The organism is Bacillus infantis, from assembly GCF_008180445.1.
Lineage (GTDB): Bacteria > Bacillota > Bacilli > Bacillales > Cytobacillaceae > Bacillus_AB > Bacillus_AB infantis_B.
The window spans coordinates 138,669-162,750 of sequence record NZ_VTER01000011.1 but is presented as its reverse complement, the minus strand read 5'-3'; the positions used below and the strand labels follow the sequence as shown (position 1 = coordinate 162,750).

Below are 24,082 nucleotides of genomic sequence, written 5' to 3'. Positions count from 1 at the left end.
TCAGGAAACCAGCCAAAAAAGAGCCAAAGACAGTCTTTAGCTCGGCTCTGGCTGGAGGCATCTCAATGCATCACTTCCAAAAGATCATTGTTCTTTTTTGATTAATTCTTTCAGCTCATCGATAAATACATTGATATCCTTGAATTGCCGGTAAACAGAGGCAAACCTGACATAAGCAACCTCATCGATTTTGGCCAGTCTGTCCATGACCATTTCACCGATAAATTCGCTTTTTATTTCAGAAACCCCCTGGCTGCGAAGTTCCTTCTCCACTTCAGATGTCACTTCTTCAAGCTCCTTAAGGGCAACAGGACGTTTTTCGCAGGCCTTGATCAGGCCCCTCAGCATCTTATCGCGGCTGAACTCCTCGCGTGTGCCTTCCTTCTTTACGACAATGAGCGGTATTTCCTCCACCTTCTCGAATGTGGTGAAGCGATAGCCGCATTTCTCGCACTCCCGCCTTCTGCGAATGGAACGGCCGTCATCGACCGGACGGGAATCAAGGACGCGTGTATTGTTATTCTGGCATGAAGGGCATTTCATACAATCAGCTCCGTATCCTCATTCATGTACTTGCTGGCCGTTTCTCTGCACGAAGGCCATTCTGTTTCTATCATATAAAAAACACATCAGCTGTACAAGCTTCCGCTATTCAGCATTCCTGCCGGAACCCAGATATGTAAGTTCTTTATCCAGCCTGCTATAGAAACCTGTGATTTCCTTTTTCAGGGAAGGTAATGCTCCCGCAGGAGAAAATTGCTCAGTCGATATATTTACATCAATGGCAGACTCCATACCCCTTACAGACACAATGGTGATAATGGCAAAGTACTTTTTGCCGCGGGTAATTTCCGCAGCCATTTCTCCATGCTCTTTGGCAGAGCTGATCATTTTCACGCTGGGGTCCTTCCGCAGAACGTTTTCCGCGGTTTCAAAAGCCTTATTAAAGCTGGCCTTATAGTATCTTGTGCGCAGATTCTCATCCCGATGGCTTTCACTTGTTTCACACTGTTTTTGAAAGCGGCCGAAAACTGTCCGAAAAATTGACATTCATTCATCCTCCGAGTTATCACTTTTCTTTATTTTAACACAAGAAAAGCGACAGCGCCTTGTCAAAAACGGGACGCCGCGTTCTGCGGCAGCTTCTTGTGATCTTGAGGGTGCAGGAGCTGGAGCTGTACAGCTGCCATAGCTGAAAAAGTATCTAATCTTTAGAGAAGATCATGCTGCCTTCCCTGATCTCCCGGCCAATATAAAAAGAGGTGTACGGATACACCCCTTTGATTTGTCAGTTTATCAGTTTGTCATTTTTATAGTGCGTTTGCTTGAGCTTGCTTAACTTGAACAGGACCCATGCCGCGAGGAATTTCGATATTCTCACGCGTTTGAGCGCCTAACTCTTCCGCAATATAGTCTGCAGCAATGTTAGGATCAAGATCTCCGCATGTGTATACATCAATGCTTGCATAGCCATGCTCCGGGAAGCTGTGGATGGTTAAATGAGATTCGGAAATGATTACCACTCCGCTTACACCCTGCGGCGCAAACTTGTGGAACGCGACTTCGCGGATTTCTGCACCTGACTTCAATGCAGCCCCCACAAATGTCTGCTCAATAAATTCCATATCATTCAACTTTTCAAAATCGCAGCCCCATAGCTCTGAAATAACATGACGGCCCATTGTTTCCATATTCAAATTTCCCCCTTTTTAAAAATACAAGCGAATTAATGAGCTTCTTCATTTTTATTGGCCAATAACTACCACGGGGGAAAGTTAGTCCAGAGAGGTCCTAACCCTTTAAGTAGCCATCACTGCCAAAATTCAAGAAGTTCACGAGGAATAGTATACTTTGTTTATATTTTTTTTGCAACAGGAGTTTTTGATTTTTTTAGATGTGTAGTTTGTCTTGAATAATAGATGGAAAAAGACTGGAATAAACCTTAAAAAGCTGGTTTTTGGAGGGGTTTGCTTTAGGTATGGGGGGTTGATTTCCGTTCCAGGCACTTCGCTTTCCGCGGGGCGGAGTTGAGCCTCCTCGCGCTCCGCGCTGTGGCGTCTCAACTTTTCCGCTATTTCCCGCAGGAGTCTTCGTGCCTTCCACTGCAATCAACTGGTTTTTAAAAATTTTAAAAGGCAAGCTGAATTCAAAAAAAATAAAAGTAAGGGGTACGGAAGAGTTCTTCCGTACCCCTGTTTTCTAAATTAAGCATGCTTTAATAAAGATGATTAGCTTACAATTTTCCGGTATGGTCAGCCTGCTTTTACTTCTGTGAGTTTAGCCATTTTTCCTGCGACAAAGTTGACGAGGTCTACGACACGGCAGGAGTAGCCCCATTCGTTGTCATACCAGGCGAGCACTTTTACTTTGTTGGGGCCGATGACCATCGTTGAGAGGCCGTCTATGATGGCAGAGTGTTCATTGGTATTAAAGTCGACTGATACAAGCGGCTCTTCTGTAATATCCAGGACGCCCCTCATGCTTCCTCTTGCGGCAGCTTCAAAGGCATCGTTGATTTCCTCGGCAGTCACTTCTTTATTCAGGTCCACGACTAGGTCAACCAGCGACACATTTGGCGTCGGGACACGGAGGGCCATTCCGTGAAGCTTGCCCTTCAGCTGGGGCAGAACTAGGGAAAGGGCTTTGGCGGCTCCTGTCGATGTCGGAATGATCGATTGTCCGCATGCCCGTGCACGGCGCAGGTCCTTATGCGGATTGTCGATATTTTTCTGATCGTTTGTGTAAGCATGGACAGTCGTCATCAGTCCGTTTTCGATCCCGAATTTTTCATCAAGCACTTTTGCGACGGGCGCCAGGCAATTTGTTGTGCATGATGCGTTAGAAATGATGTCATGCTCATATATATTTAATGCGCTTTCATTTACTCCCATCACAATGGTGACATCCTCATTTTTACCCGGAGCAGTCAGTATAACCTTTTTAGCTCCTGCTTCTAAATGGAGCGCTGCTTTTTCGCGGGAATTGAATTTGCCTGTTGCTTCTATAACAATATCAATCTCCAGGTCCCTCCATGGGAGTTCAAGGGGATCTCTGCTTGCCAGCAGCCTGATGCGCTTCCCATTTACGACAATTGCATTATTTTCAGGAATCACTTCGCCTTCAAACATCCCGTGATTCGTATCATATTTAATTAAATGAGCCAGAGTTTCAGCAGGATAGCTGGCGTTGATTGCTGCAATTTCAAGGTTTTCCTCCATAATTGCCTTTCTGAACACCATTCTTCCGATCCTTCCAAAACCATTAATCGCTATTCTCGCCATCATTATACGGCCCCTTCCGAATAAGTGTTATACTTATGTTGTTTACCTTTACTATTAGTATAACATATATAAAACCTTTTGTGCTCCTGATTGTGCACATTTTTAAAAAGTATAATTATTCAGAATAACGTTTTTGGGCCTCAGTTCAATATAATCAGCTTTAAGCATTTTATGAACGGAAATAACAAAGCACAAACTATAATTGTTTTGTTTTTTTAAACATAAAAAAGAGGAAGGCATCAGCTCTTCCCCTTTTCCTCCGGCAGCCATAGATCAAGCAGCCCGGATAACTGCTCCTTCGTCTCCTCAATGGTGCCATTATTATTAATAACCGCATCTGCCAGCCTGACCTTTTCAGTAAGAGGCATTTGAGAATTGATGCGGGCCACCGCTTCTTCCTCACTTAAAGAATTACGGTTCATCAGGCGCCTCAGCTGAGTTTCCCCATCTGTATAAACAAGCAATGTCTTATCTGCCAAATGTTCCAGCTTGCTTTCGAACAGCAGCGGTATATCCAGCACTACTAGCTGCTCCCCTTTTTGGATGGCCTTCTCTTTTTTTTCCAGCATCCTCTTGCGGACTGCTGGATGGACAATCGCATTAAGAGCCAGCCGCTCCTCTTCATTATGAAAAATGATGGCCCCGAGCTTTGCCCGGTCAATTTCTCCATCAGGCTGCAGAATCCCGGTTCCGAAGCGGCTGACAATACCGTCAAAGGCTTCTTCTCCCTTTTCCACTGCAAGCCGTGCTTCCAAATCTGCATCAATGACCGTAATCCCTTTTTCCATCAGCATGGAGGATACGGTGCTTTTCCCGCTGGCGATGCCTCCAGTCAATCCTATTACTAACGGCATATTCGATCCTTTCCGGCCTTGTTATATTTTCCAGATCCCGATGACAATCAGCAAAAGCCCAGGAATAAAAGAAAAGCGCTGTACCCAGCTGCTGTGGCTGAAAATGGTGCCGATTTTCATTCCGGCAAAAACAAATAGCGAGCTCATCGCAGCCACCGCAGCGGCCAGATAGCCGGGAGAATATCCCAGCATGGCGGCTCCTATCCCGGCTCCAAACGCATCCAAAGATAAAGCAAGGCCCAGCATAAATGCTTCAATTCCTGTAATCGTGCCTGATTTATCAAAATCGGCAGCCATGGGCTTTTGCAGGATGTTTATAACAAGGCCTAATGATTTAATTTCAAAATTGACAATCGTTTTCTCATGGGGAAGAACATCTTTTGATTTTTCCGGACGGAAAAACTGGTACAAGACCCAGGCTCCAAGGAGAATCAAAAGAATTCCGCCAAGACTCCCGGCAGCTTGAGGTGACAGAAAACTCTCGATCACATGGCCGATGGTCATTGCTGTTATAAGCGTTATAGCCGAACAGCAGGCAATGATTAAAATCGACTTTAAGGGTATGCTCATTTTCCTTAACCCATATGTCAAGCCAACACTGAAACTGTCAAGACTGACAGCAAATGCAAGCATAAGAAGTGAGAGTGTGTGTACCATAGATCATGCTCCTTCCTCCTGTAAATCGCTAGGATAGTATATGGAAGAAGCCAATCCAATGTTATTAGAAAAGCGGAAGCGGCTTGCCCAGAGCCGACAAGCATAAGACGCGCAAGAATAAAAGGCGTCCTTTGCCTTTAATTCTTGCGCGGCTTATGACTCGAGGCTCTAGCCGCTGTAGCTAGACAAATCGAAATGCGGAGGGCGCTTGCTCAGCCCCGACAAGCATAAGACAAGCAGGACGGAAGGTTGTTCTTTAACCTTCTGGCCTGATTGGCTTATGACTCGAGGGGCTAGCGCCCGCAGCTGGACAAATCGAAAAGCGGAAGCGGCTTGCCCAGAGCCGACAAGCATAAGACGCGCAAGAATAAAAGTCGTTCTTTGCCTTTAATTCTTGCGTGGCTTATGACTCGAGCACCTAGGAGCCGCAGCTGGACAAATCGAAATGCGGAAGCGGCTTGCCCAGCCCCTATAAAGACTCCCCTATTTCACCTGGCACACAGGGCAGAAAACTGTGCCCCGCCCGCCGACGATGATTCTTTCGAGTGTGCTGCCGCATGTTTTGCATTCCTCTCCTTTTCGCCCGTAGACGAAAAGCTCGAGCTGGAACATGCCGATCTGGCCCTGTGAATTCACATAAGACCTGATGGTGCTGCCCCCCTTCTCAACTGCTTCAGAAAGTGTGGCGACAATCTCCTTATGCAGCCTGCCGATTTCATCATCAGAAAGGGAACTGGCCAGCCTTTCAGGGTGGATGCCTGCTCTGAACAGCGCCTCATCCACGTATATATTCCCAAGTCCAACGACTGCTTTCTGATCTAAAAGGGCAGTTTTGACCGCTCTATTGGTGCCGGCCAGCCGCTGCTGCAGAAACCGGGGAGTAAATTCTTCCGAAAACGGCTCAGGCCCCAGCTGGGAGAGGGGCAGACTCGCAAATTCCTCTCCCTTGGCAAACAGGTGCATTGTCCCGAACTTCCTTACATCCCTGTAGCGGAGTTCAGAACCGTCTGTGAAATGGAAGATAACATGGGTATGCTTATCCTTGTCCTCTTCTTTTGGATAGAGAGCATACTTGCCTTCCATGCGGAGATGGGAAACCAAAGCATAATCGTCTGTGTAAATGATCAAGAACTTTCCCCGCCTTCCGACATCCAGGATAGTCTGTCCGGCAAGCGCATCGGCAAACTGCTCAGCTTCACCAGGCTGCTTGATCATCTTCGGCCAATGGATGGACACTTCCCCGATTTCTTTGCCGCTGACAAGCTCTTTCAATGTTTTCCTGACTGTTTCTACTTCTGGCAATTCAGGCATGATTGATTCTCCTTTCTTCTATCTGCAGGCCCCGACTGTTGGGAAGGAAGAAAGCGCCAGGCTGTACCCAAGCGCTTGCTTCTTCCTTCTATTTTGCATCAAACCATGTCGGCCCGTATGAGAAGTCGACCTTTAGCGGGACATCCAGATCTACTGTATTTTCCATCACGTCGGGCACAATTCTCTTTAGTATCTCAATTTCTTCCTCAGGCGCCTCAAAGATCAATTCATCGTGCACCGATAAAAGAAGGCGGGACTGCAGTCCTTCTTCCCGAAGCCGATCGGCCATGTCAATCATGGCTTTCTTGATGACATCGGCAGCACTGCCCTGTATCGGTGTATTCATGGCTGTACGCTCTGCAAAGCTTCTTAGATTGAAATTCCGGCTTGTAATCTCAGGAAGATATCTTCTTCTATGAAGAAGAGTCGAAACATATCCCTTCTGTTTCGCCTCCTGGATGATATCGTCCATATACTCGCGGACTCCAGGATAGCTTTCCAGATAGCGGTCGATGAACTGCCCGGCTTCCTTCCTCGTAATCCCCAGGCTTTGCGACAATCCATAATCGCTTATTCCATATACAATTCCAAAGTTGACTGCTTTAGCGTGGCGCCTCATGTTCGAAGTCACTTCTCCTTCTGACACATGGAATACCTCCATAGCTGTCTTTGTATGGACATCCTGATCTTCACGGAAAGCCTCGATCAGCTTTTCATCGCCAGCAATATGCGCAAGCACCCTTAACTCGATCTGGGAATAGTCGGCTGCAAAAATGACCCAGCCTTTTTCAGAAGGTACAAAGGCCTGTCTGATCTTTCTTCCCTCTTCAAGGCGGATCGGGATATTCTGCAGGTTCGGATCCGTCGAGCTTAGGCGGCCTGTTTGTGTGAGTGCCTGATTAAAGCGGGTATGAACCTTCCCTGTTTTCTTGTCCGTCACCTTCAGCAGCCCTTCGATATAAGTCGACTGCAGTTTGCCGAGCTGCCTGTACTGCAGGATCTCCCTGATGATTTCATGCTTCTCTTCCAGCTTTTCCAGAACATCAGCAGAAGTAGAATATCCTGTCTTTGTCTTTTTAACAGGAGGCAGGCCAAGCTTTTCAAAGAGGATGACCCCAAGCTGCTTAGGAGAATTAATGTTGAAAGCCTCACCCGCGAGCTCGTGGATGCGCTCTTCAATATCGCCCAGCTTCTGGTTGATCTGTTCTCCCATCGCCTGAAGCCTTTCAAGGTCGACTTTGACGCCCTGCGACTCCATATCAGCCAGAATAAGCGAAAGCGGCATTTCCAGATCATAAAAAAGCTCATACTGCCGGTTTTCCTTTAACTCATCTTCAAGCTTGTCCCTAAGGGCTTCCAGGGCGGCAGCCTTTCTGGCAAGATGCCTTGCCAGCTCTTCCTGTGCAGGAATCTTTCTTTTCGCACCTTTCCCGTAGACAGCATCATCCGTCTGTACACCATTGTACCCATGGCGTTTGGCAACAGAAGCAAAGTCTTCGATCGATTCTGACGGATTGATGATATAGGAAGCGATAAGAAGGTCAAACTCCACTCCTTTTAAGTGGATGCCGTGATGGCGCAGGGAAACCTCCGTTCGCTTGGCATCATAGACAATCTTCTTTTTAGATTCGTCCTCGGCCCATTTCTTAAAGGTCTCAGAGCTTAGTGCAAGCTCAGCGGGAATAAAATAGACCCCATTTCCGCTTGCAGCCGAGAAGCCGGCTATTTTGGCGGTATGATAATTCTCTTCAAGCATCTCGACATAAAAAGCAGTTTCGTCTGCAAATAAATCGTCCAGGATGTTTTCTGCTGTTTCAAACTGAATATCTTCAAGGGGTGCAGCCGTTTCTTCTGGTACTTCCCCGCCGATCTTCTCAAGAAGCGAGTTGAATCCAAGATCTTTGAAAAGGGAAACGACTTTGGCCTGGTCGTAGCCTGAATAGCCCGCATCTTCTACCTTCACTTCAACAGGTGCTTCCCTTGTGATGGTGGCAAGCTCCTTGCTCATCACTGCCAGATCCTTATGCTCCTCAAGCTTTTCCTTCAGCTTCTGGCCGCTCACACGATCGATTGATCCAAGCAGATTTTCAAGCGTCTCAAACTCCTTCAGCAGCTTGATGGCTGTTTTCTCTCCTACACCGGGCACCCCGGGGATATTGTCTGAGCTGTCCCCCATCAGGCCTTTCATATCAATGATCTGGCCAGGCGACAGGCCATATTTTTCCCGGATATGTTCCGGAGTATATTCTTCGATATCGGTAATTCCCTTGCGGGTGATTCCGACGGTAGTATGTTCAGAGCTTAACTGGGTCAAATCCTTATCTCCGGAAATGACTTTTACCTCGAAGCCCTCCTGCTCTGCCTGGAGGGAAAGTGTGCCGATGATATCATCCGCCTCATAATTTTCAAGCTCATAGCGAGGAATCTGATAAGCATCAAGCAGATCACGGATGAAGGGGAATTGTTCAGACAGCTCCGGCGGCGTTTTTTGCCTGCCTCCCTTATATTCAGTGAATGTTTTATGGCGGAATGTTGTTTTTCCTGCATCAAAAGCAACCAGAATATGAGAAGGATCTTCATCCTCCAGGATGCGCATGAGCATCATCGTAAAACCGTAAACCGCATTTGTATGTATGCCTTTGTCATTATTCAGCAGCGGAAGTGCGAAAAAGGCCCTGTATGCAATACTGTTTCCATCAATTAATACAAGCTTTTTAGCCATTGGTCCATCCTCCTTGCAGCGTAGTTCTTGAAAGCCCGGGAAGCGCACTCTTGTTCAGCGCTGCCGCATCTTCAGCCAGTTAAAATACCCCTCACCCTGGCAGAAAAGTAGCTTAACATAAAAAAACCGTTATTCTTCTTTCATTTTATCACGACTGGATAAAGAAAGAAAAATAACGGCGCGCAGCTATTTGCCTGCTAGTTTGTATACCCCATCAGCAGGCGGGCATACGGCGAATCGGAAGGAAGCACAATGACAGACTCCCCATTGATCGTCTTTTTATAAGATTGAAGTGTTCTGTATAGAGAGTAGAAATCAGGATCTTTTGAAAACGACTGATTGTAGATGCGGGCAGCTTCTGCCTCACCCTCCGCACGGATCGTTTCTGCTTCAGCCTGTGCCTTTGAAAGCATCTCTTTAACGTTCATGTCTGTTTCTGCTACAATCCTGTTATTTTGCGCATCACCCTGTGAAAGATATTCCTGCGCCTTTGTATCCCGCTCGGAAATCATCCTTGTGTATACAGACTGCTCATTTTCGCTTGGCAGATCGGTCCTTTTCATTCTGACATCTGTCACAACGATCCCATATTGATCCCTGGACAGCATCTCATTCACCTGCTCTGTGATCCTGTCATTGATCGAACCGCGGGAAGAAGCTTCTTCATCAGTGATGATTTCATCATATTCCAGATTCCCAAGCTCTGCCCTTACCACCGAGTAGATGAATTCTTCCATCCTTGACTCCGCTTTTTCCACTGTCTGGGCATTAGCTATCAGCTTTTTTGGATCCTCGATTCTCCAGACAGCATAATTATCAATGATAATTCTTTTCTTGTCTTTCGTATTGATTTCCGCCTCATTAACATCATATGTCATCTGATACTTCGGCAATGAAGTGACGCTCTGGATGAAAGGGAGTTTATAGCTGAGCCCGGGTTCCTTCTCGATCCTGACTACTTCTCCAAACTGGCGGACCACCCGGTACTCCCCTTCCTTGACGATGAAGAGATTGACAAAGATTAGCAGCAGGACCGCGATGACAACAATCAGAAATATTCCTATTTTTATATAATTGCGCCATTGGAATCCGTTTCCGCGCTCATTTATATTCACTACATTCTGATCATCCATTGCTGTCACTCCCTTCCTCTGCCGGCGCCTTAGGCTGCTCCTTCTCAAGAGGCCTGATCGGGAAATATTTCATCGTATTGCCGTCATCATTCATGATATAGATCTCAGCACCGGGAAGAACCTGCTCGAGCGTTTCGAGCATCAGCCTTTCCCTTGTGATGTCAGGGCTGTTCTTATATTCCGCGTACAGCTTATTGAATACCGCTACATCACCAGTCGCTCCCTGGATCCTCGCCGTTTTATCCCCTTTTGCCTTGGAGATCATGGCATCCTCTTCACCGGCTGCCTCATTCATTCTTTTATTCTTATATTTCTTGGCTTCATTTATTTTAGTATTCATTGTCTCACGGGCATCTGTTACATTGGTGAACGCCTTGCGGACTTCATCATTGGGAAGTTCGACATCCTGGAGCTTGACTGCCAGTATTGATATGCCGATATCATACTTATCAATCAAAGAAGTCAGCATTTCCCTGACATCCCCCTCGATCTGTGCCTTCCCTGAGGTAAGGGCATCATCAATCTTGGAATTGCCGATGATGCTCCTTAATGAAGCTGAGGTTGCATCATACATGACTTCCTCAGGATTATCTGCATTAAAAAGGAATTTTTCGGGATTTGTAATTTTCCATTGCACCACAAGGTCTGCATGGACTATGTTCTCATCCCCTGTAATCATCTTTGTATCTTGAGGATGTTCCTTTACCTTCCCGTCTTTTTCTTCATAACCGAATTGAAGGCTGAAGGTTTCTTTCGATAGCTTTTCTACTGATTGAATAGGCCATGGCATTTTAAAATGCAGTCCAGGCTCATTGATGCCCTGTTCCACTTCACCGAATGTCAATATGACAGCCTGTTCAGATTCGTCGACTGTATACCAGGTCGTGAATGCTGCAATGCTCAGTATGATAATCAGGACCGCGAGGCCTAATATCGTATAAATCCTTTTTAAACTGACCATTCCCCTGCTCCCCTTTCTGTTTTTATCTCTGCCTCTTAATACGGCTGCATAACAGAAAGGTTTCAATAAGATTACAAAAAAAGCTGAATAAATGGCGAAAGACGAAAGCGGGGTCTGCTTTCGTCTTTCTGGTTTGGCTCCTTGGATGAAGGGGTTTTTCATAAATGATTGTATCAATGGAATATTAAGGCACAATAAACACCATGTAAAGAATGTGTAAACTTAAATCCATATGTACGCATTTTATGAAATTTCCCTGTGCAGCTGCACTTTAAAAGTTGTCCCCTTGCCCACTTCACTTTCAACCGTAATGCTGCCTTTGTGGGCCTCAACGAGATGCTTAACGATTGCAAGGCCAAGGCCAGTGCCTCCGGAATTCCTGCTCCTTGCTTTGTCGATCCTGTAGAACCGTTCAAAGATCCGGGGAATTTCATCCTGTTCAATTCCCATGCCTGTATCCTTAACCTCAACCTGGACCTTATCTTCCTTTTCCTCCAGCGATACGGATATTTTTCCGCCCTGCGGAGTATAAGTAATGGCATTGGTCAGCAGATTGATGAACACCTGCTTCAGACGGTGCGGATCTCCCTTGATCCACCCATTTCCCGATTGATCTGAATACTCTATATCAATAGCCTTATCCTTTGCTTTTCCATTCAATATTGCCAGGCATTCGCCAAGCAGGCTGGAAAGATCCATCTCCTGGACAGAAAGCCTGAACCCCTGCTGTTCTGTTTTGGAGAGATCCAGCAGATCCTGGATGAGCGACTGGAGGCGGTCGCTTTCCTTCAATATAATGTCCAGGAAAGCCGATAACGCTGCTTTATCATGCATAGCACCGTCAAGCAGTGTTTCTGAAAAACCTTTAATAGAGGTGATCGGTGTCTTCAGCTCATGAGAAACATTAGCGACAAAGTCCTTTCTCATCTGTTCGAGCTTCTTTAATTCCGTAATATCATGGAAAACAAGCAGGATTCCTTTCCATACATCGTTCGTTCCGATGATCGGGACTCCATACACCTCAAAATGCTTGCGCTCAATTGCAACCGGGATCACCATTTGCTTTCTTGTTTTCTGCTCTGTCATGAAGATATCTTCAACCAGATCGGTTATTTCTTTTTGTTCAATCACTTCATAATACAGATTGCCGACATAGCCGTGAGGCTCCAGGCCGAAGATTTCATAGTATGGCTTATTCACAAGGCTGATATAGCCCCTGCTGTCAATTAAAATAAGGCCGCTCCCCATGTTTTCAATCAGGGTTCCCAGCCGGTCCTGCTGCATTTCCTGTGCCTTGACCATATCCTGCAGATTTCTGGCAAGGACATTGATCGAGGAGCTGAGCATACCGGTTTCATCTATATTATCCTCATATGTCCTTGCCCGGTAATTTCCTTTTGCAAGTTCAATGGCGACGTTAGTAGCTGATTCAATTGGCTTCGTATATCTCGCAGCAATCTTTGAGCCCAGGAGGATGATGACTGCAAGTGCAAGCCCGAGGCTGACAGTCAATATCCACCAAATCTGCCTGTAGGCTTTTTTCAGCTCTGTCATCTGTGAGCTGAGAAATATGTAGCCTTCATTTGCTCCATCCTGGATGATCGGCTTCCAATAATAATGCAGATCAAAGCCGCCTTCAACCTCGAAGACCTCCTCATCCCTGCCTGTTTTGCTTAGGATCCCCTTTATAATCCCTTCATGCCTGCTATCAATGCTTTCTCTTTCACCTTTGCTGTCATAACGGATGGTGCCGTCACCATTGACAATGGTGACACGGACACCCAGCATTTCCCCAAAATCCAGGATGGTTTTTTGACTCAGCGCATCAATCCCCCCGCTGTCTTCAATATATGTAGAAAGCATCTCACTTTCCTTGATGAGCCTTTCATCGAATGACTTAAGATAATAACTTTTGAACAGCTGGCCCAGCAGGAGGCCCAAACCCACCAAAACAGCAATGATAAGCGTGATCAGGGCAAAAAGAAGCCTTGTGCGGAATTTGGTCATCAGCCCTTCGGCTCCTCCAATTTATAGCCCAGACCCCTGATTGTTTTTATATAAGCCGGCTTTTTTGTGTTCTCTTCGATCTTTTCCCGCAGATGGCTGACATGCACATCCACGATTCTTGTATCTCCTGCGAAATCATAATTCCATACAGCACTCAGCAGCTGGTCTCTTGTCAGCACCCTGCCTTTATTTTGGGCAAGGTAAAGCAGGAGTTCAAACTCCTTCGGTGTCAGTTCCAGCAGTTCTTCCGAGAAAAATGCCTCATAATGCTCCGGGAAGATCTTCAGCCCGCCTATCCGGATAGAATCTGAATCCTCTTCAGCCTGCTCCTGCTGCCCGGCCGTCAGCTGAGTCCTGCGCAGGATTGCTTTTACCCGGGCAACAACCTCTCTCGGGCTAAAAGGTTTTGTCATATAATCATCAGCGCCAAGCTCCAGGCCAAGCACCTTATCAAATTCATCATCCTTTGCAGTCAGCATGAGGATGGGTGTATGTATTTTTTCCTGGCGGAGCTGCTTGCAGACCTCTATGCCATTGAGCTTTGGCAGCATTAGATCCAGTACGATCAGATCCGGCCTTTCCTGCAGGGCAAAATCCTTGCCGGACTCTCCATCCATTGCAGTGATTACCTCATATCCTGCCTGTTTCAGGTTATACTCCAAAAGGGTGACAATGGATTGTTCATCATCAACTACTAGCACTTTTTTATCCATAAAGGCCTCCAATAATCTATATTACCCCTGTAAAAACCCCAAGTACCACAGTTCTATTATAATATATGGTGCCGGAGGAAAAGCAATAAGGAATATTCAGGGATAAGAAATATGATTAACAGGGTGTCTTATGGCCGGTGGATAGTCCGTGCATGAGATTTAAGCTAAAAAAGATTAAAAAGACCCGGAATGCTTCCATTCCGGGTCTATATGTCGTCTATTAAAAGTTATCCAAAGCGCTTCCTTCCATTCCTTCCAGGCGGTACGGAGGGCATACAAGGAGAGAACCGCTCAATGCGAGTTCGCCTTCTTCCGTGATGGCCTCCACTTTGATTGTTACTGTATGGCTGCTTTGATTTACGTCATCTACCAAAAATAAAAATTCGATGACAGAATAATGGAACACAGGTTTATGGTACTCAATCTCCTGTTTGAGAATATGAGATCCCGGACCAGGCAAATACTTGGAAACCGCCGAAGATATGATGCCATTCAGCATGATATTGGGTACTATCGGTTTTTTATAAGGCGTCTGGGAAGCATAGTCATGCTGGATATAAAGAGGATTAGCATCATTGGTCAAGCCAAGATAAAGCAGCAGATCCTTATCCTCTATTTTTTCTGTTAAAGTCAGCTTTTCCCCAGCAGTTATTTCTTCAATTCTCCTGCCCAGTTTGCGCTTTTTTCCTAGAAGCAAGGAAGAGCACCTCCAATTGTTGTAATCGTTTTCATTTATAAGTTTGATAATTCAGTTATTTATTTTTAAAAAAATCGGGGGTATTTCCCCCGATTTGATTGTTTATCAAGCAAGCACATCCATCACATTTCGGACAGCTTCCGCCGATTTATCCAGCGCAGCTTTTTCTTCTTCTGTCAGTTCCAGTTCAATGATTTTTTCGATCCCGTTCGCCCCAAGAATGGTTGGAACTCCAAGATAAATACCTTCATAACCGTATTCCCCTTCAAGATAAGCAATGGAAGGGAGCACCCGCCGCTGGTCTTTAAGGATTGCTTCGCACATCTCCACCAAAGAAGCAGCCGGAGCATAATAAGCGCTTCCGTTTCCAAGAAGGTTAACGATTTCTCCTCCGCCTTTGCGTGTCCGCTCAACGATTGCATCCAGGCGGTCCTTCGGAATCAATGTTTCCAGCGGAATGCCCCCTGCATAAGAATAGCGGACAAGCGGCACCATGTCATCTCCATGTCCGCCAAGGACGAACCCTGTAATATCCTTAACAGAAAGATTAAGCTCCTGGGCGACAAAGGTTCGGAAACGAGCCGTGTCAAGGATGCCCGACTGGCCTATTACCCGGTTTTTCGGGAAGCCTGACTCTGTGAAGACTGTATAGGTCATGGCATCAACCGGGTTTGTCAGGACAATGATATAGCAGTCAGGAGAATATTTTACAATTTCCTGCGCGACGCTTTTCATGATTTTTTGGTTTGTCTGGACAAGGTCGTCACGGCTCATGCCAGGCTTGCGTGCAATTCCGGCTGTAATCACCACGATATCGGAATCCTTCGTATCTTCATAGCTGGATGTGCCTGTTATATTGGCATCAAACCCTTGTACAGGACTTGCTTCAAGCATATCAAGCGCTTTTCCTTTTGTAGGGTTTTCCATTTGAGGAATATCCACAAGGACTACATCCCCAAGCTCCTTTTGGGCAAGCAGGAAAGCTGTCGTTGCTCCGGTAAATCCTCCGCCGATTACAGAAATCTTTTTGCGTTTCAATGTCATGACATGTTCCCCCTTAAGGAATGGTTTGGTACGCAGCCTGCAGCTGGCAGGGCAGCGGCCGGATATCTCCGATTATGTAAGAGGCCGTCCTCGGATGAGAACCGGCCTCCTGAAAAAGTTCCTGCTGGTCTTACTTCATGTTCTTGATCAGCTCATCGCCGAACTCAGAACATTTCACTTCTGTCGCACCGTCCATCAGACGCGCAAAGTCATAAGTCACAACTTTTGAAGCGATTGTATTTTCCATGGATTTGACGATTAAGTTCGCAGCTTCAGTCCAGCCAAGATGCTCAAGCAGCAATACGCCTGACAGGATGACTGAAGATGGATTGACTTTGTCAAGACCGGCATACTTAGGTGCAGTGCCGTGGGTTGCTTCAAAGATTGCATGCCCTGTTACATAGTTGATGTTTGCTCCAGGAGCGATTCCGATGCCGCCTACCTGTGCAGCCAGTGCATCAGAGATATAATCTCCGTTCAGGTTCATTGTAGCCACTACATCAAACTCGCGCGGACGTGTAAGGATCTGCTGAAGGAAGATATCGGCAATGGCATCCTTGACGATAATTTTGCCTGCAGCTTCTGCATCAGCCTGTGCATTATTGGCAGCCTCTGTCCCCTGCTCTTCTTTGATGCGGTCATACTGGGCCCAAGTGAATACTTTGTCGCCGTATTCCTTCTCAGCCAACTCATAGCCCCAGTTTTTGAATGCGCCTTCTGTAAACTTCATGATATTGCCTTTATGTACAAGCGTTACTGATTTGCGGCCTTCCTTGATGGCATAATCAATAGCTGCACGGACTAAACGGCTTGTGCCTTCTTCAGACACTGGCTTGATGCCGATTCCTGATGTCTCAGGGAAACGGATCTTATTGACGCCCATTTCGTTTTGAAGGAAGGAGATCAGCTTCTTCACTTCATCAGAGCCTTTTGCATATTCAATCCCTGCATAGATATCTTCCGTATTTTCGCGGAAAATAACCATATCAGTATCCTGAGGACGCTTGACTGGAGAAGGGACACCTTCGAACCAGCGTACAGGGCGCAGGCAGACATACAGGTCAAGCTCCTGGCGAAGGGCAACGTTCAATGAACGGATTCCTCCTCCGATTGGAGTTGTCAGCGGACCTTTAATCGCAATCAGGTATTCGTTGATCTGTTCAAGCGTTTCAGATGGAAGCCATTCACCCGTCTGGTTGAATGCCTTTTCACCTGCAAGAACCTCTTTCCAGACGATTTTGCGCTCGCCATTATAAGCCTTCTCAACTGCAGCATCCAATACTCTTGATGCTGAAGCCCAAATATCCGGTCCAGTTCCATCTCCCTCGATAAATGGGACGATAGGATTGTTAGGCACGTTTAAAGCGCCGTTCGTTACAGTAATTTTTTCACCTTGCATGGTTTCTCCCTCCAGATTCTTAAGCATAGGCCGGCACACATCATCCCGGCAGCAGAGACCAGCGGGAAAAAGCTGGCCGGAATGCCGATCGGTGCGCGGTTTTATCCAGGAAACGGAAGTTTGAAAGTGCAGCCTATCATTCTATCATGCTGCCATCCTATCCTCTTTAAAAAGAGGCATCCGAATTCCCTTCTTCTATTACATCAATTTTTTACTGAAAAGTAAAATTGTTTACTATATTATCCGCGTTCAGCAACCGGAACGTACGTCTGCATGCCCGGTCCTGTATAGTCGGCGCGCGGACGGATGAGGCGGTTGTTTTCGTATTGCTCAAGAATATGGGCAAGCCATCCGGATACGCGGCTTACGGCAAAGATCGGCGTAAACAGGTCATGGTCGATTCCCAGGCTGTGATAAACAGATGCAGAATAAAAATCAACATTCGGCGGAAGGTCTTTTTCTCCTGTCACAATGTCTTCAATCTGTGTTGACATCTGGTACCAGTGCGGCTCACCAGTCAGATGAGTCAGCTTTTCAGACATTTCCCTCAGGTGTTTGGCGCGCGGATCGCCTTTACGGTATACGCGGTGGCCAAAGCCCATGATTTTTTCTTTATTGTCCAGCTTTTCGCGAATATATGAATCTACATTATTCAATTCGCCGATTTCTGTAAGCATCTTCATGACGGCTTCGTTTGCTCCTCCATGAAGAGGCCCTTTAAGAGCGCCGATCGCTGCAGTGACACCGGAATAAACGTCAGACAATGTCGCTACACAGACACGGGCAGTGAAAGTGGATGCATTCAGTTCATGGTCGGCATGCAGGACAAGCGCCTTGTTGAAAGCTTCAACTGCGATATCTTCCGGCTCGTTGCCAGTAAGCATATAAAGGAAGTTGGCAGCAAAAGTGAGATCCTTTCTAGGGGCGATCGGATCCAGCCCTTTGCGCACACGTGCAAATGCCGTAACGATCGCAGGCATTTTGGCCTGCAGGCGGACTGCTTTGCGGTAATTGGCCTCTTCATTCATTTCATCTGCTTCCTCATCATATAAACCAAGCAGGGACACAGCCGACCTCAGCGCTGCCATAGGATGCACCTTATCAATCGGATACATTTTGAAATGTTCAAGCACTTCCTGCGGAAGTTCCATATCTTCTGCCAGCTGGTTCTTAAGCTCTTCCAATTGTTTGGCAGTCGGAAGCTTCCTGTGCCACAATAAATAGATTACCTCTTCAAAACTTGCATTTTCCGCCAGATCATCGATATTATATCCCACATAAGTGAGCGTATCGTCGATGATCGAGCTGATAGAGGAAGTAGTCGCCACTACCCCTTCAAGTCCTCGTGTTGCTGTCATATGAACCTCTCCTTTACAAATTGATTTTCCCCTTGCCGGTATGCCTGTAAACATGCCGGCATGTCCAAAAATAGCACCGGTAAAAGATCATTCTGTTCAGCCCGACCGAGCCTGTTGTGTAATAGACTGCAGAGCTGATGCTGCAGGTTTTTGAACAAAGCTCCGCAAGCCTGATATATCGAGCGCTTGCTCGGAACCAGTATTAAAAAAAAGAAAATGCTTTCATTTTTTCGTTGCCGCCTTTTACTGATTCTGGCGGCAGGAAATTGTAAAAAGGTTACGCTTACAAGTCCTATTATAAACAATTATCTGATATTTGTGAACGAAAAGGCACTCGAAATGTGAAAAAATTATTATTTTTGGAGAAAACTATTTTAGAAATTCAAATAGTCTCATTGCCATGTAAGCGATTCCAGCTCCGATCAATGGCCCGACTGCAACCCCCTTAAACAGGGATACGGCCAGAATGGTCCCAAGAACAAGCGCTGCCGTAATATGCGGATCCTCGGTCAGCAGTGTCAATCCGCCTTTTGCTATCAGCGCGACCGCCATTCCCGAAATCAGGGCGATCCAGGCATACGGCGATTTAAAAGCAGCTGTCAGTTCCTTGAAACCGATATCTCCGCTTGCAATCGGGGCCAGTACTGCGATTGTAATAACCGTGACTCCCCAATTGACTCCTTTTGACTGCAGCACGGAAAATATCTTTGAATCAGCACCAATGGCTTTTATAGCCACCAGCACCATGACAGCAAGGACAAGAGAGTTATTTTTCGCAGCCAGCCCGATGGCCAGCAGCAGGATCAAAAAAATAAGCGACTGTGACATATGATTCTTCCTTCCTTCATACTTTCATTATTTTAACATAATATAATTGAGGTTTTTTACCGATTTGCCTTACAATGCACACATGCTGCTGCATAGCTTTTCAGGCAGGTCTTCCTCCTGATTCTAATGCTGAAGTGCTGCTTAATCGCTTTTTCCTTTTGAAACATATGCAGCAGGACAATGGGCCGTCTTCAACGAATATGTCACTGTATGCTGGTCCTGGCTGCTTTAGCGGCGCCTGCCCTGAAAAATCACCTTTTTTCCGGCAGTGCCGAATCATATTCAAGCAGTGAACGTAATATGAAGTGATGCCGGCCGGGCAGTGCAGTATCGGCAGAGGGCTGCACTGCCGGCGCAAATTTGAATATCCCAAGGAGGAAAAACGGTTTTGAATACTGTTTATCTGAATCGATCCCTGAGATTTATTGTAGTTATTGGAGCAGTCCTCCTGCTCCTGGCTGGTTTATTTTATATTTCAAAGGTAACCTATCCGTTTATAATCGGATTCGCCATTGCGTTTCTCATGAATCCGCTTGTCAATTTCCTTGTCAGGAAAGGGAGGATGCCAAGGGCTCTCGCCGTTCTTATCAGCCTGATTCTTATTTTTGCCTTTTTTGCCGGTCTTATTACTCTGCTGATTGCCGAGATCGTCTCTGGTGCAGACTACCTGGCACAGGTGGTCCCGAATCATCTTGAAACGCTGATTACATATGCCGAAGACTTTTTTGCAGGACAGCTGATCCCGCTTTACAATCAGCTTACCAGTATGTTCAACAGCCTGGATACGGGACAAAAGGATACCATCCTCGCCAATATCCAAAATGTAGGCTCCAGATTCGGAGCGACCGCAGGATCTTTTATACAATCGTTTTTTGAAAAAATCCCAAATATCCTTTCGTGGTTCCCTAATGCTGCAACGGTCGTGATTTTTTCCCTTCTGGCCACTTTTTTCATCAGCAAAGACTGGTACAGGCTTTCCATCCTGGGGAACAGGCTGCTCCCTGAAAAAGCAAAAGCCAGCAGCGCAACAGTTTTCACCGATCTGAAAAAGGCCTTATTCGGGTTTGTCAAAGCACAGGCCACCCTGGTCTCTATCACTGCTATCATCATATTAATCGGGCTGCTCATCCTTCGTGTAGATTATGCCATCACGATTGCCCTCGTTACAGGGATCGTTGACATCATCCCTTACCTGGGCACAGGCCTGATCTTTGTCCCTTGGATCATTTATGAGGCCATTGCAGGAGAAATGAGCACCGCAGTCGGACTGGGAGTCCTATATGTCATCGTCCTTGTACAAAGGCAGGTCATGGAGCCGAAGGTGCTTTCCTCCAGCATAGGCATGGATCCGCTTGCTACCCTGGTGGCTTTGTTTGTCGGCTTTAAGACAATCGGTTTTCTTGGCCTCATTGCAGGACCTGTCGTCCTTGTCATTATCACGACCCTCCATAAGGCAGGCGTGTTCAGGGATTTATGGCTTTACATTAAAGGAAATGACAGAAGAAATCCTGTATGAACAGGCAATGAAAAGAAGAAAGTCTGCCATGCAGGAGGCGGGGGATAAGGAACCCGCTGCTCCAGGGCAGACTTTCTTTCTATCTGATAATCTTAATGTTTCCTCTTTGAATCCTGCTCCTGAAAATTTTCATCAGGATATTTTTGAAGAATATCCTTGAAGGGGGCAGCAGCAGAAGGAAACCAGTTATATCTGTAATAAACCCGGGCGTCAAGAGCAGCGTGCCGCCGACAAGGATGCAGATGCCATCCAGGACCGCATCTCCCGGAAGCTGGCCGCGGCCGAGCTGTTCCTGTACCCTGCGGATTGTCTCAAGCCCCTGCTTCTTAGCCAGGTATGCACCAAGCAGGCCGGTACAAATGATGAGCAGGATGGTCAGCCATACACCGATGACCTTTCCTGACAGCAGAAGAACTCCTATTTCAGCTGCCGGGATGACGATCAACAGCAGAAGAATATAGCGCATTTCTTTTCCTCCAGTCTCGAACAGGTGATGGATTACATGCCAAAAGACATTTTTTCTAGTATACCTGCCTGTCCCTATTATAAAACTGTATGGCTTAAAAGACCAATTATGCAGGAACAGCAATCATAAATTTAATTTTAGACAAAAAAGAAGAAGGGAGAAAAAACCCTTCTTCTTTTCTTAATTACAGGACGCTTGCATGTCCATTATAGATGATGCCTCTGCGTGAATCGACTGTGATTTCCTGGCCATCCTTGAAAATGGAAGTAGCGTTTTCCGCACCCACGATGACAGGAATTCCAAGGTTCAGGCCGACAACAGCTGCATGGCTTGTCAATCCGCCTTCTTCAGTAATCAGGGCACTGCATTTTTCGATGGCTGGAACCATTTCACGGTCAGAGCCGACTGTGACAAGAATGGAACCTTGCGTGACCTTTTCAATCGCCTCTTTTGCATCCTTTGCGACAACCACTTTCCCGAACGCTGATTTGCGGCCGATGCCCTGTGCTCTCAGTGCTGCATCGCCAATCACGTGAATTTTCATCAGATTCGTTGTACCTGCCTCGCCAACAGGGACACCCGCAGTGATGACAACCAGGTCGCCTGAACCTACAAGTCCGCTGTTCATGCTTTCCTGTACAGCTGAATCCAGCATATCATCCGTCGTTGAAGCTTCCTGTCCGACCTGAGGATATACTCCCCAAACCAATGAAAGGCGGCGTGTAACAGATTCCTTGGAAGTTACCGCAACAATCGGAGCCTTTGGACGATATTTTGAAATCATCCTTGCTGTATGGCCGCTTTCCGTTGGGGTGATGATTGCATTAACCTCGAGATTCAAAGCTGTATGTGCCACAGACTGGCCGATCGCATCTGTGATATTATGTTCGTTATCCTTGCTGCGGTTAGAAAGGATTTCTTTATGATCAAGCGCTGATTCCGCACGGGAAGCGATATTGTGCATCGTCTGCACTGCTTCTACCGGATATGTGCCTGCTGCTGTTTCACCGGATAGCATGATGGCATCTGTGCCGTCAAAGATCGCATTGGCCACATCGCTTGCTTCTGCACGCGTCGGGCGCGGATTCCGCTGCATGGAATCAAGCATCTGTGTAGCAGTAATAACAGGCTTGCCTTGAATATTGCACTTCTTGATCAGGCTTTTTTGCACAAGAGGAACCTCTTCTGCAGGGATTTCAACGCCAAGGTCGCCGCGGGCTACCATCAGACCGTCAGATACTTCAAGGATTTCATCGATATTGTCGACGCCTTCCTGGTTTTCGATCTTAGGTATGATTTGGATATGTGAAGCATTATTATCTTCAAGCAGCTGCCTGATTTCCAGTACATCCGAAGCACGGCGCACGAATGATGCAGCAATGAAGTCTACTCCCTGCTCAATTCCAAAAAGGATATCATTCGCATCCTTCTCAGTGATTCCTGGAAGTTTTACAGAAACGCCTGGAACGTTAACACCTTTTTTATTTTTCAAAGTTCCGCTGTTGAGGATCTTTGTATGGATTTCACTGTTAGCCTTATCAATCTTTGTTACTTCTAATCCAATCAGGCCGTCATCCAGCAGGATTTTTGAGCCAGTATGGACATCGTCAATCAGTCCAGCGTATGTAACTGAAAATTTATCGGCATTCCCCAGGACTTCATTCATTGAAACAATGATATTGTTTCCGGCTTCCAGCTCGACTGCCCCGTTTTCCATATTGTTTGTACGGATTTCAGGTCCTTTTGTATCTAGCAGGATTGCTACCGTCTTGCCAGTGCTTTTTGAAGCCTCGCGGATGTTTTTGATCCTTGCTCCATGTTCTTCAAAATCTCCGTGGGAAAAATTCAGACGGGAGACGTTCATTCCAGCTTCAATCAGCTGTGTCAATTTCTCAATACTTTCACTGGCAGGGCCAATCGTACAAACGATTTTCGTTTTGCGCATATTTCACAAACCTCCTGATATATTTGCACAGTAGGATTCCTCCTGCTGTACCTGTGCTTGCTTCTGCAAGCCATTGCGTTCATAATCCAGGGCGTTCCGGCTCCTTAATCCGATCAGCCGGCCCAGATGAAAAAGGCGGAGAGGCTTCCTCACAAGCCTCCGCCATTTTCTTTAAATGGAAAGCTCCTGTGACAGCTTGTACAAGTCAAGGTCAATGGTGTGCTTTCTGCCCAATGCTTCAATAATATCATAATCAACCAATTTATTCTGCTCCATGCCTACTGCACGGCCGCCTTTGCCATCCAGCAGCAATTCCACAGCACGGGCGCCGAGCCTGCTTGCCAGCACACGGTCAAAAGCAGTCGGAGATCCGCCGCGCTGGATATGGCCCAGTGTTGAAATCCGGTTATCAGTGCCGGTGGCTTCTTTCAGCTGCTTTCCGAACTCATGGCCGCTGCATACACCTTCAGCAACCACGATGATACTATGCTTCTTGCCGCGTTCATTCCCTTTTTGCAGACGTTCTGCGATATCATTCATATCGTAATTTTCTTCAGGGATCAAAATGGTTTCTGCTCCGCCTGCAAGGCCGGCCCAAAGGGCGATATCGCCTGCATTCCGGCCCATAACCTCAATGATGAAGGTTCTTTCATGAGATGTAGCTGTATCGCGGATTTTGTCAATCGCATCAATAACTGTATTCAAAGCCGTGTCAAAGCCGATTGTAAATTCTGTACCAGGGATATCGTTGTCGATTGTGCCCGGTACGCCTACACAAGGATAGCCTTGCTCAGTCAGGGCTTTAGCGCCCATGTAGGAACCATCCCCGCCGATTACGACAAGTCCGTCAATGCCATGCTTTTTAAGCTGATCGATCCCTTTTTGCTGTCCTTCTTTTGTCTTGAACTCTTCGCATCTTGCTGAATAAAGCATTGTGCCGCCGCGGTGTATAATATCGCCGACTGAACCGAGCTCCAGTTTCTTGATATTGCCGCTGATCAAGCCTGCATATCCGCCGAAAACGCCATATACTTCAATTTCATGGAAGATCGCCTTTCGGACTACGGCACGCACAGCTGCATTCATTCCGGGAGCGTCCCCTCCGCTTGTTAATACGCCAATTCGTTTCAACATAATCACCTCATTAATTGTCAATAGCAATAAACTATGTAAATGGATAAAATAGGAAA

General features: G+C 46.5%; 21 protein-coding genes. 1 reads left to right on the top strand and 20 read right to left on the bottom strand.

Going from position 1 to position 24,082, the window contains the following annotated elements:
* Window positions 1-84: 84 nt before the first annotated feature.
* The 17 genes from nrdR to FZD51_RS20125 all read right to left on the bottom strand — a co-directional run bounded on the left by nrdR (window position 85) and on the right by FZD51_RS20125 (window position 18,965).
* Window positions 85-543: a transcriptional regulator NrdR gene (gene nrdR, locus FZD51_RS20210; protein WP_009791377.1), complete on the bottom strand. Its 459-nt coding sequence runs from the start codon at window positions 541-543 to the stop codon at window positions 85-87.
* Window positions 544-648: 105 nt separating this feature from the next.
* Complete coding sequence (locus FZD51_RS20205; RefSeq protein WP_009791375.1) at window positions 649-1,050, bottom strand: hypothetical protein; 402 nt, start codon at window positions 1,048-1,050, stop codon at window positions 649-651.
* 260 nt (window positions 1,051-1,310) lie between these two features.
* Entirely contained in the window at window positions 1,311-1,691 is a 381-nt protein-coding gene (gene speD, locus FZD51_RS20200) for an adenosylmethionine decarboxylase (RefSeq protein WP_009791374.1), read from the bottom strand.
* A gap of 561 nt (window positions 1,692-2,252) precedes the next feature.
* Complete coding sequence (locus FZD51_RS20190; RefSeq protein ID WP_009791373.1) at window positions 2,253-3,284, bottom strand: glyceraldehyde-3-phosphate dehydrogenase; 1,032 nt, start codon at window positions 3,282-3,284, stop codon at window positions 2,253-2,255.
* Window positions 3,285-3,520: 236 nt separating this feature from the next.
* Window positions 3,521-4,135 (bottom strand): dephospho-CoA kinase, encoded by a 615-nt coding sequence (gene coaE, locus FZD51_RS20185; RefSeq protein WP_148976406.1) that lies wholly within the window; start codon window positions 4,133-4,135, stop codon window positions 3,521-3,523.
* 21 nt (window positions 4,136-4,156) lie between these two features.
* Window positions 4,157-4,792, bottom strand: a complete 636-nt coding sequence (ytaF, locus tag FZD51_RS20180) for a sporulation membrane protein YtaF (protein ID WP_148976405.1) — start codon at window positions 4,790-4,792, stop codon at window positions 4,157-4,159.
* 483 nt (window positions 4,793-5,275) lie between these two features.
* Window positions 5,276-6,103, bottom strand: a complete 828-nt coding sequence (gene mutM, locus FZD51_RS20175; RefSeq protein ID WP_148976404.1) for a DNA-formamidopyrimidine glycosylase — start codon at window positions 6,101-6,103, stop codon at window positions 5,276-5,278.
* An 88-nt stretch (window positions 6,104-6,191) separates the two neighbouring features.
* On the bottom strand, window positions 6,192-8,825 hold the full coding sequence (gene polA, locus FZD51_RS20170) for a DNA polymerase I (protein WP_148976403.1): 2,634 nt from the start codon (window positions 8,823-8,825) through the stop codon (window positions 6,192-6,194).
* A gap of 197 nt (window positions 8,826-9,022) precedes the next feature.
* Window positions 9,023-9,958, bottom strand: a complete 936-nt coding sequence (gene hflC, locus FZD51_RS20165) for a protease modulator HflC (protein ID WP_148976402.1) — start codon at window positions 9,956-9,958, stop codon at window positions 9,023-9,025.
* Window positions 9,951-10,919, bottom strand: coding sequence for an FtsH protease activity modulator HflK (gene hflK / locus FZD51_RS20160; RefSeq protein ID WP_148976401.1), 969 nt, complete (start codon window positions 10,917-10,919; stop codon window positions 9,951-9,953). Before hflK ends, hflC begins: the two co-directional genes overlap by 8 nt.
* A gap of 243 nt (window positions 10,920-11,162) precedes the next feature.
* Window positions 11,163-12,926, bottom strand: coding sequence for a two-component system histidine kinase PnpS (gene pnpS, locus FZD51_RS20155; RefSeq protein WP_148976400.1), 1,764 nt, complete (start codon window positions 12,924-12,926; stop codon window positions 11,163-11,165).
* The gene (locus tag FZD51_RS20150; RefSeq protein ID WP_009791363.1) at window positions 12,926-13,639 is read right to left on the bottom strand and encodes a response regulator transcription factor; all 714 of its coding nucleotides are present in this window, start codon (window positions 13,637-13,639) and stop codon (window positions 12,926-12,928) included. The genes pnpS and FZD51_RS20150 overlap by 1 nt, the downstream gene beginning before the upstream one ends.
* 220 nt (window positions 13,640-13,859) lie before the next feature.
* Window positions 13,860-14,336 carry a MaoC family dehydratase gene (locus FZD51_RS20145; RefSeq protein WP_009791362.1) on the bottom strand — a complete coding sequence of 159 codons (477 nt, stop codon included), beginning with the start codon at window positions 14,334-14,336 and terminating at the stop codon, window positions 13,860-13,862.
* A 105-nt stretch (window positions 14,337-14,441) separates the two neighbouring features.
* A complete protein-coding gene (gene mdh / locus FZD51_RS20140; RefSeq protein ID WP_148976399.1) occupies window positions 14,442-15,380 on the bottom strand; it encodes a malate dehydrogenase in 939 nt (312 codons plus the stop codon).
* 130 nt (window positions 15,381-15,510) lie between these two features.
* Window positions 15,511-16,779 carry an NADP-dependent isocitrate dehydrogenase gene (icd, locus tag FZD51_RS20135; protein WP_148976398.1) on the bottom strand — a complete coding sequence of 423 codons (1,269 nt, stop codon included), beginning with the start codon at window positions 16,777-16,779 and terminating at the stop codon, window positions 15,511-15,513.
* Window positions 16,780-17,018: 239 nt separating this feature from the next.
* Window positions 17,019-18,137, bottom strand: a complete 1,119-nt coding sequence (gene citZ, locus FZD51_RS20130) for a citrate synthase (RefSeq protein ID WP_009791359.1) — start codon at window positions 18,135-18,137, stop codon at window positions 17,019-17,021.
* A 369-nt stretch (window positions 18,138-18,506) separates the two neighbouring features.
* The gene (locus FZD51_RS20125) at window positions 18,507-18,965 is read right to left on the bottom strand and encodes a DUF441 domain-containing protein (protein ID WP_009791357.1); all 459 of its coding nucleotides are present in this window, start codon (window positions 18,963-18,965) and stop codon (window positions 18,507-18,509) included.
* Window positions 18,966-19,353: 388 nt separating this feature from the next.
* Here FZD51_RS20125 and ytvI point away from each other — a divergent pair, with 388 nt between their 5' ends.
* Window positions 19,354-20,481 carry a sporulation integral membrane protein YtvI gene (ytvI, locus tag FZD51_RS20120; RefSeq protein WP_148976397.1) on the top strand — a complete coding sequence of 376 codons (1,128 nt, stop codon included), beginning with the start codon at window positions 19,354-19,356 and terminating at the stop codon, window positions 20,479-20,481.
* A gap of 79 nt (window positions 20,482-20,560) precedes the next feature.
* On the opposite strand, the gene FZD51_RS20115 is transcribed toward ytvI, so the two are convergent.
* From FZD51_RS20115 to pfkA, 3 genes are all read right to left on the bottom strand, one after another.
* Entirely contained in the window at window positions 20,561-20,947 is a 387-nt protein-coding gene (locus FZD51_RS20115; RefSeq protein ID WP_022544267.1) for an FxsA family protein, read from the bottom strand.
* 184 nt (window positions 20,948-21,131) lie between these two features.
* Complete coding sequence (gene pyk, locus FZD51_RS20110) at window positions 21,132-22,892, bottom strand: pyruvate kinase (protein WP_148976396.1); 1,761 nt, start codon at window positions 22,890-22,892, stop codon at window positions 21,132-21,134.
* A gap of 171 nt (window positions 22,893-23,063) precedes the next feature.
* Window positions 23,064-24,023 (bottom strand): 6-phosphofructokinase, encoded by a 960-nt coding sequence (gene pfkA / locus FZD51_RS20105; RefSeq protein ID WP_148976461.1) that lies wholly within the window; start codon window positions 24,021-24,023, stop codon window positions 23,064-23,066.
* Window positions 24,024-24,082 lie beyond the last annotated feature (59 nt).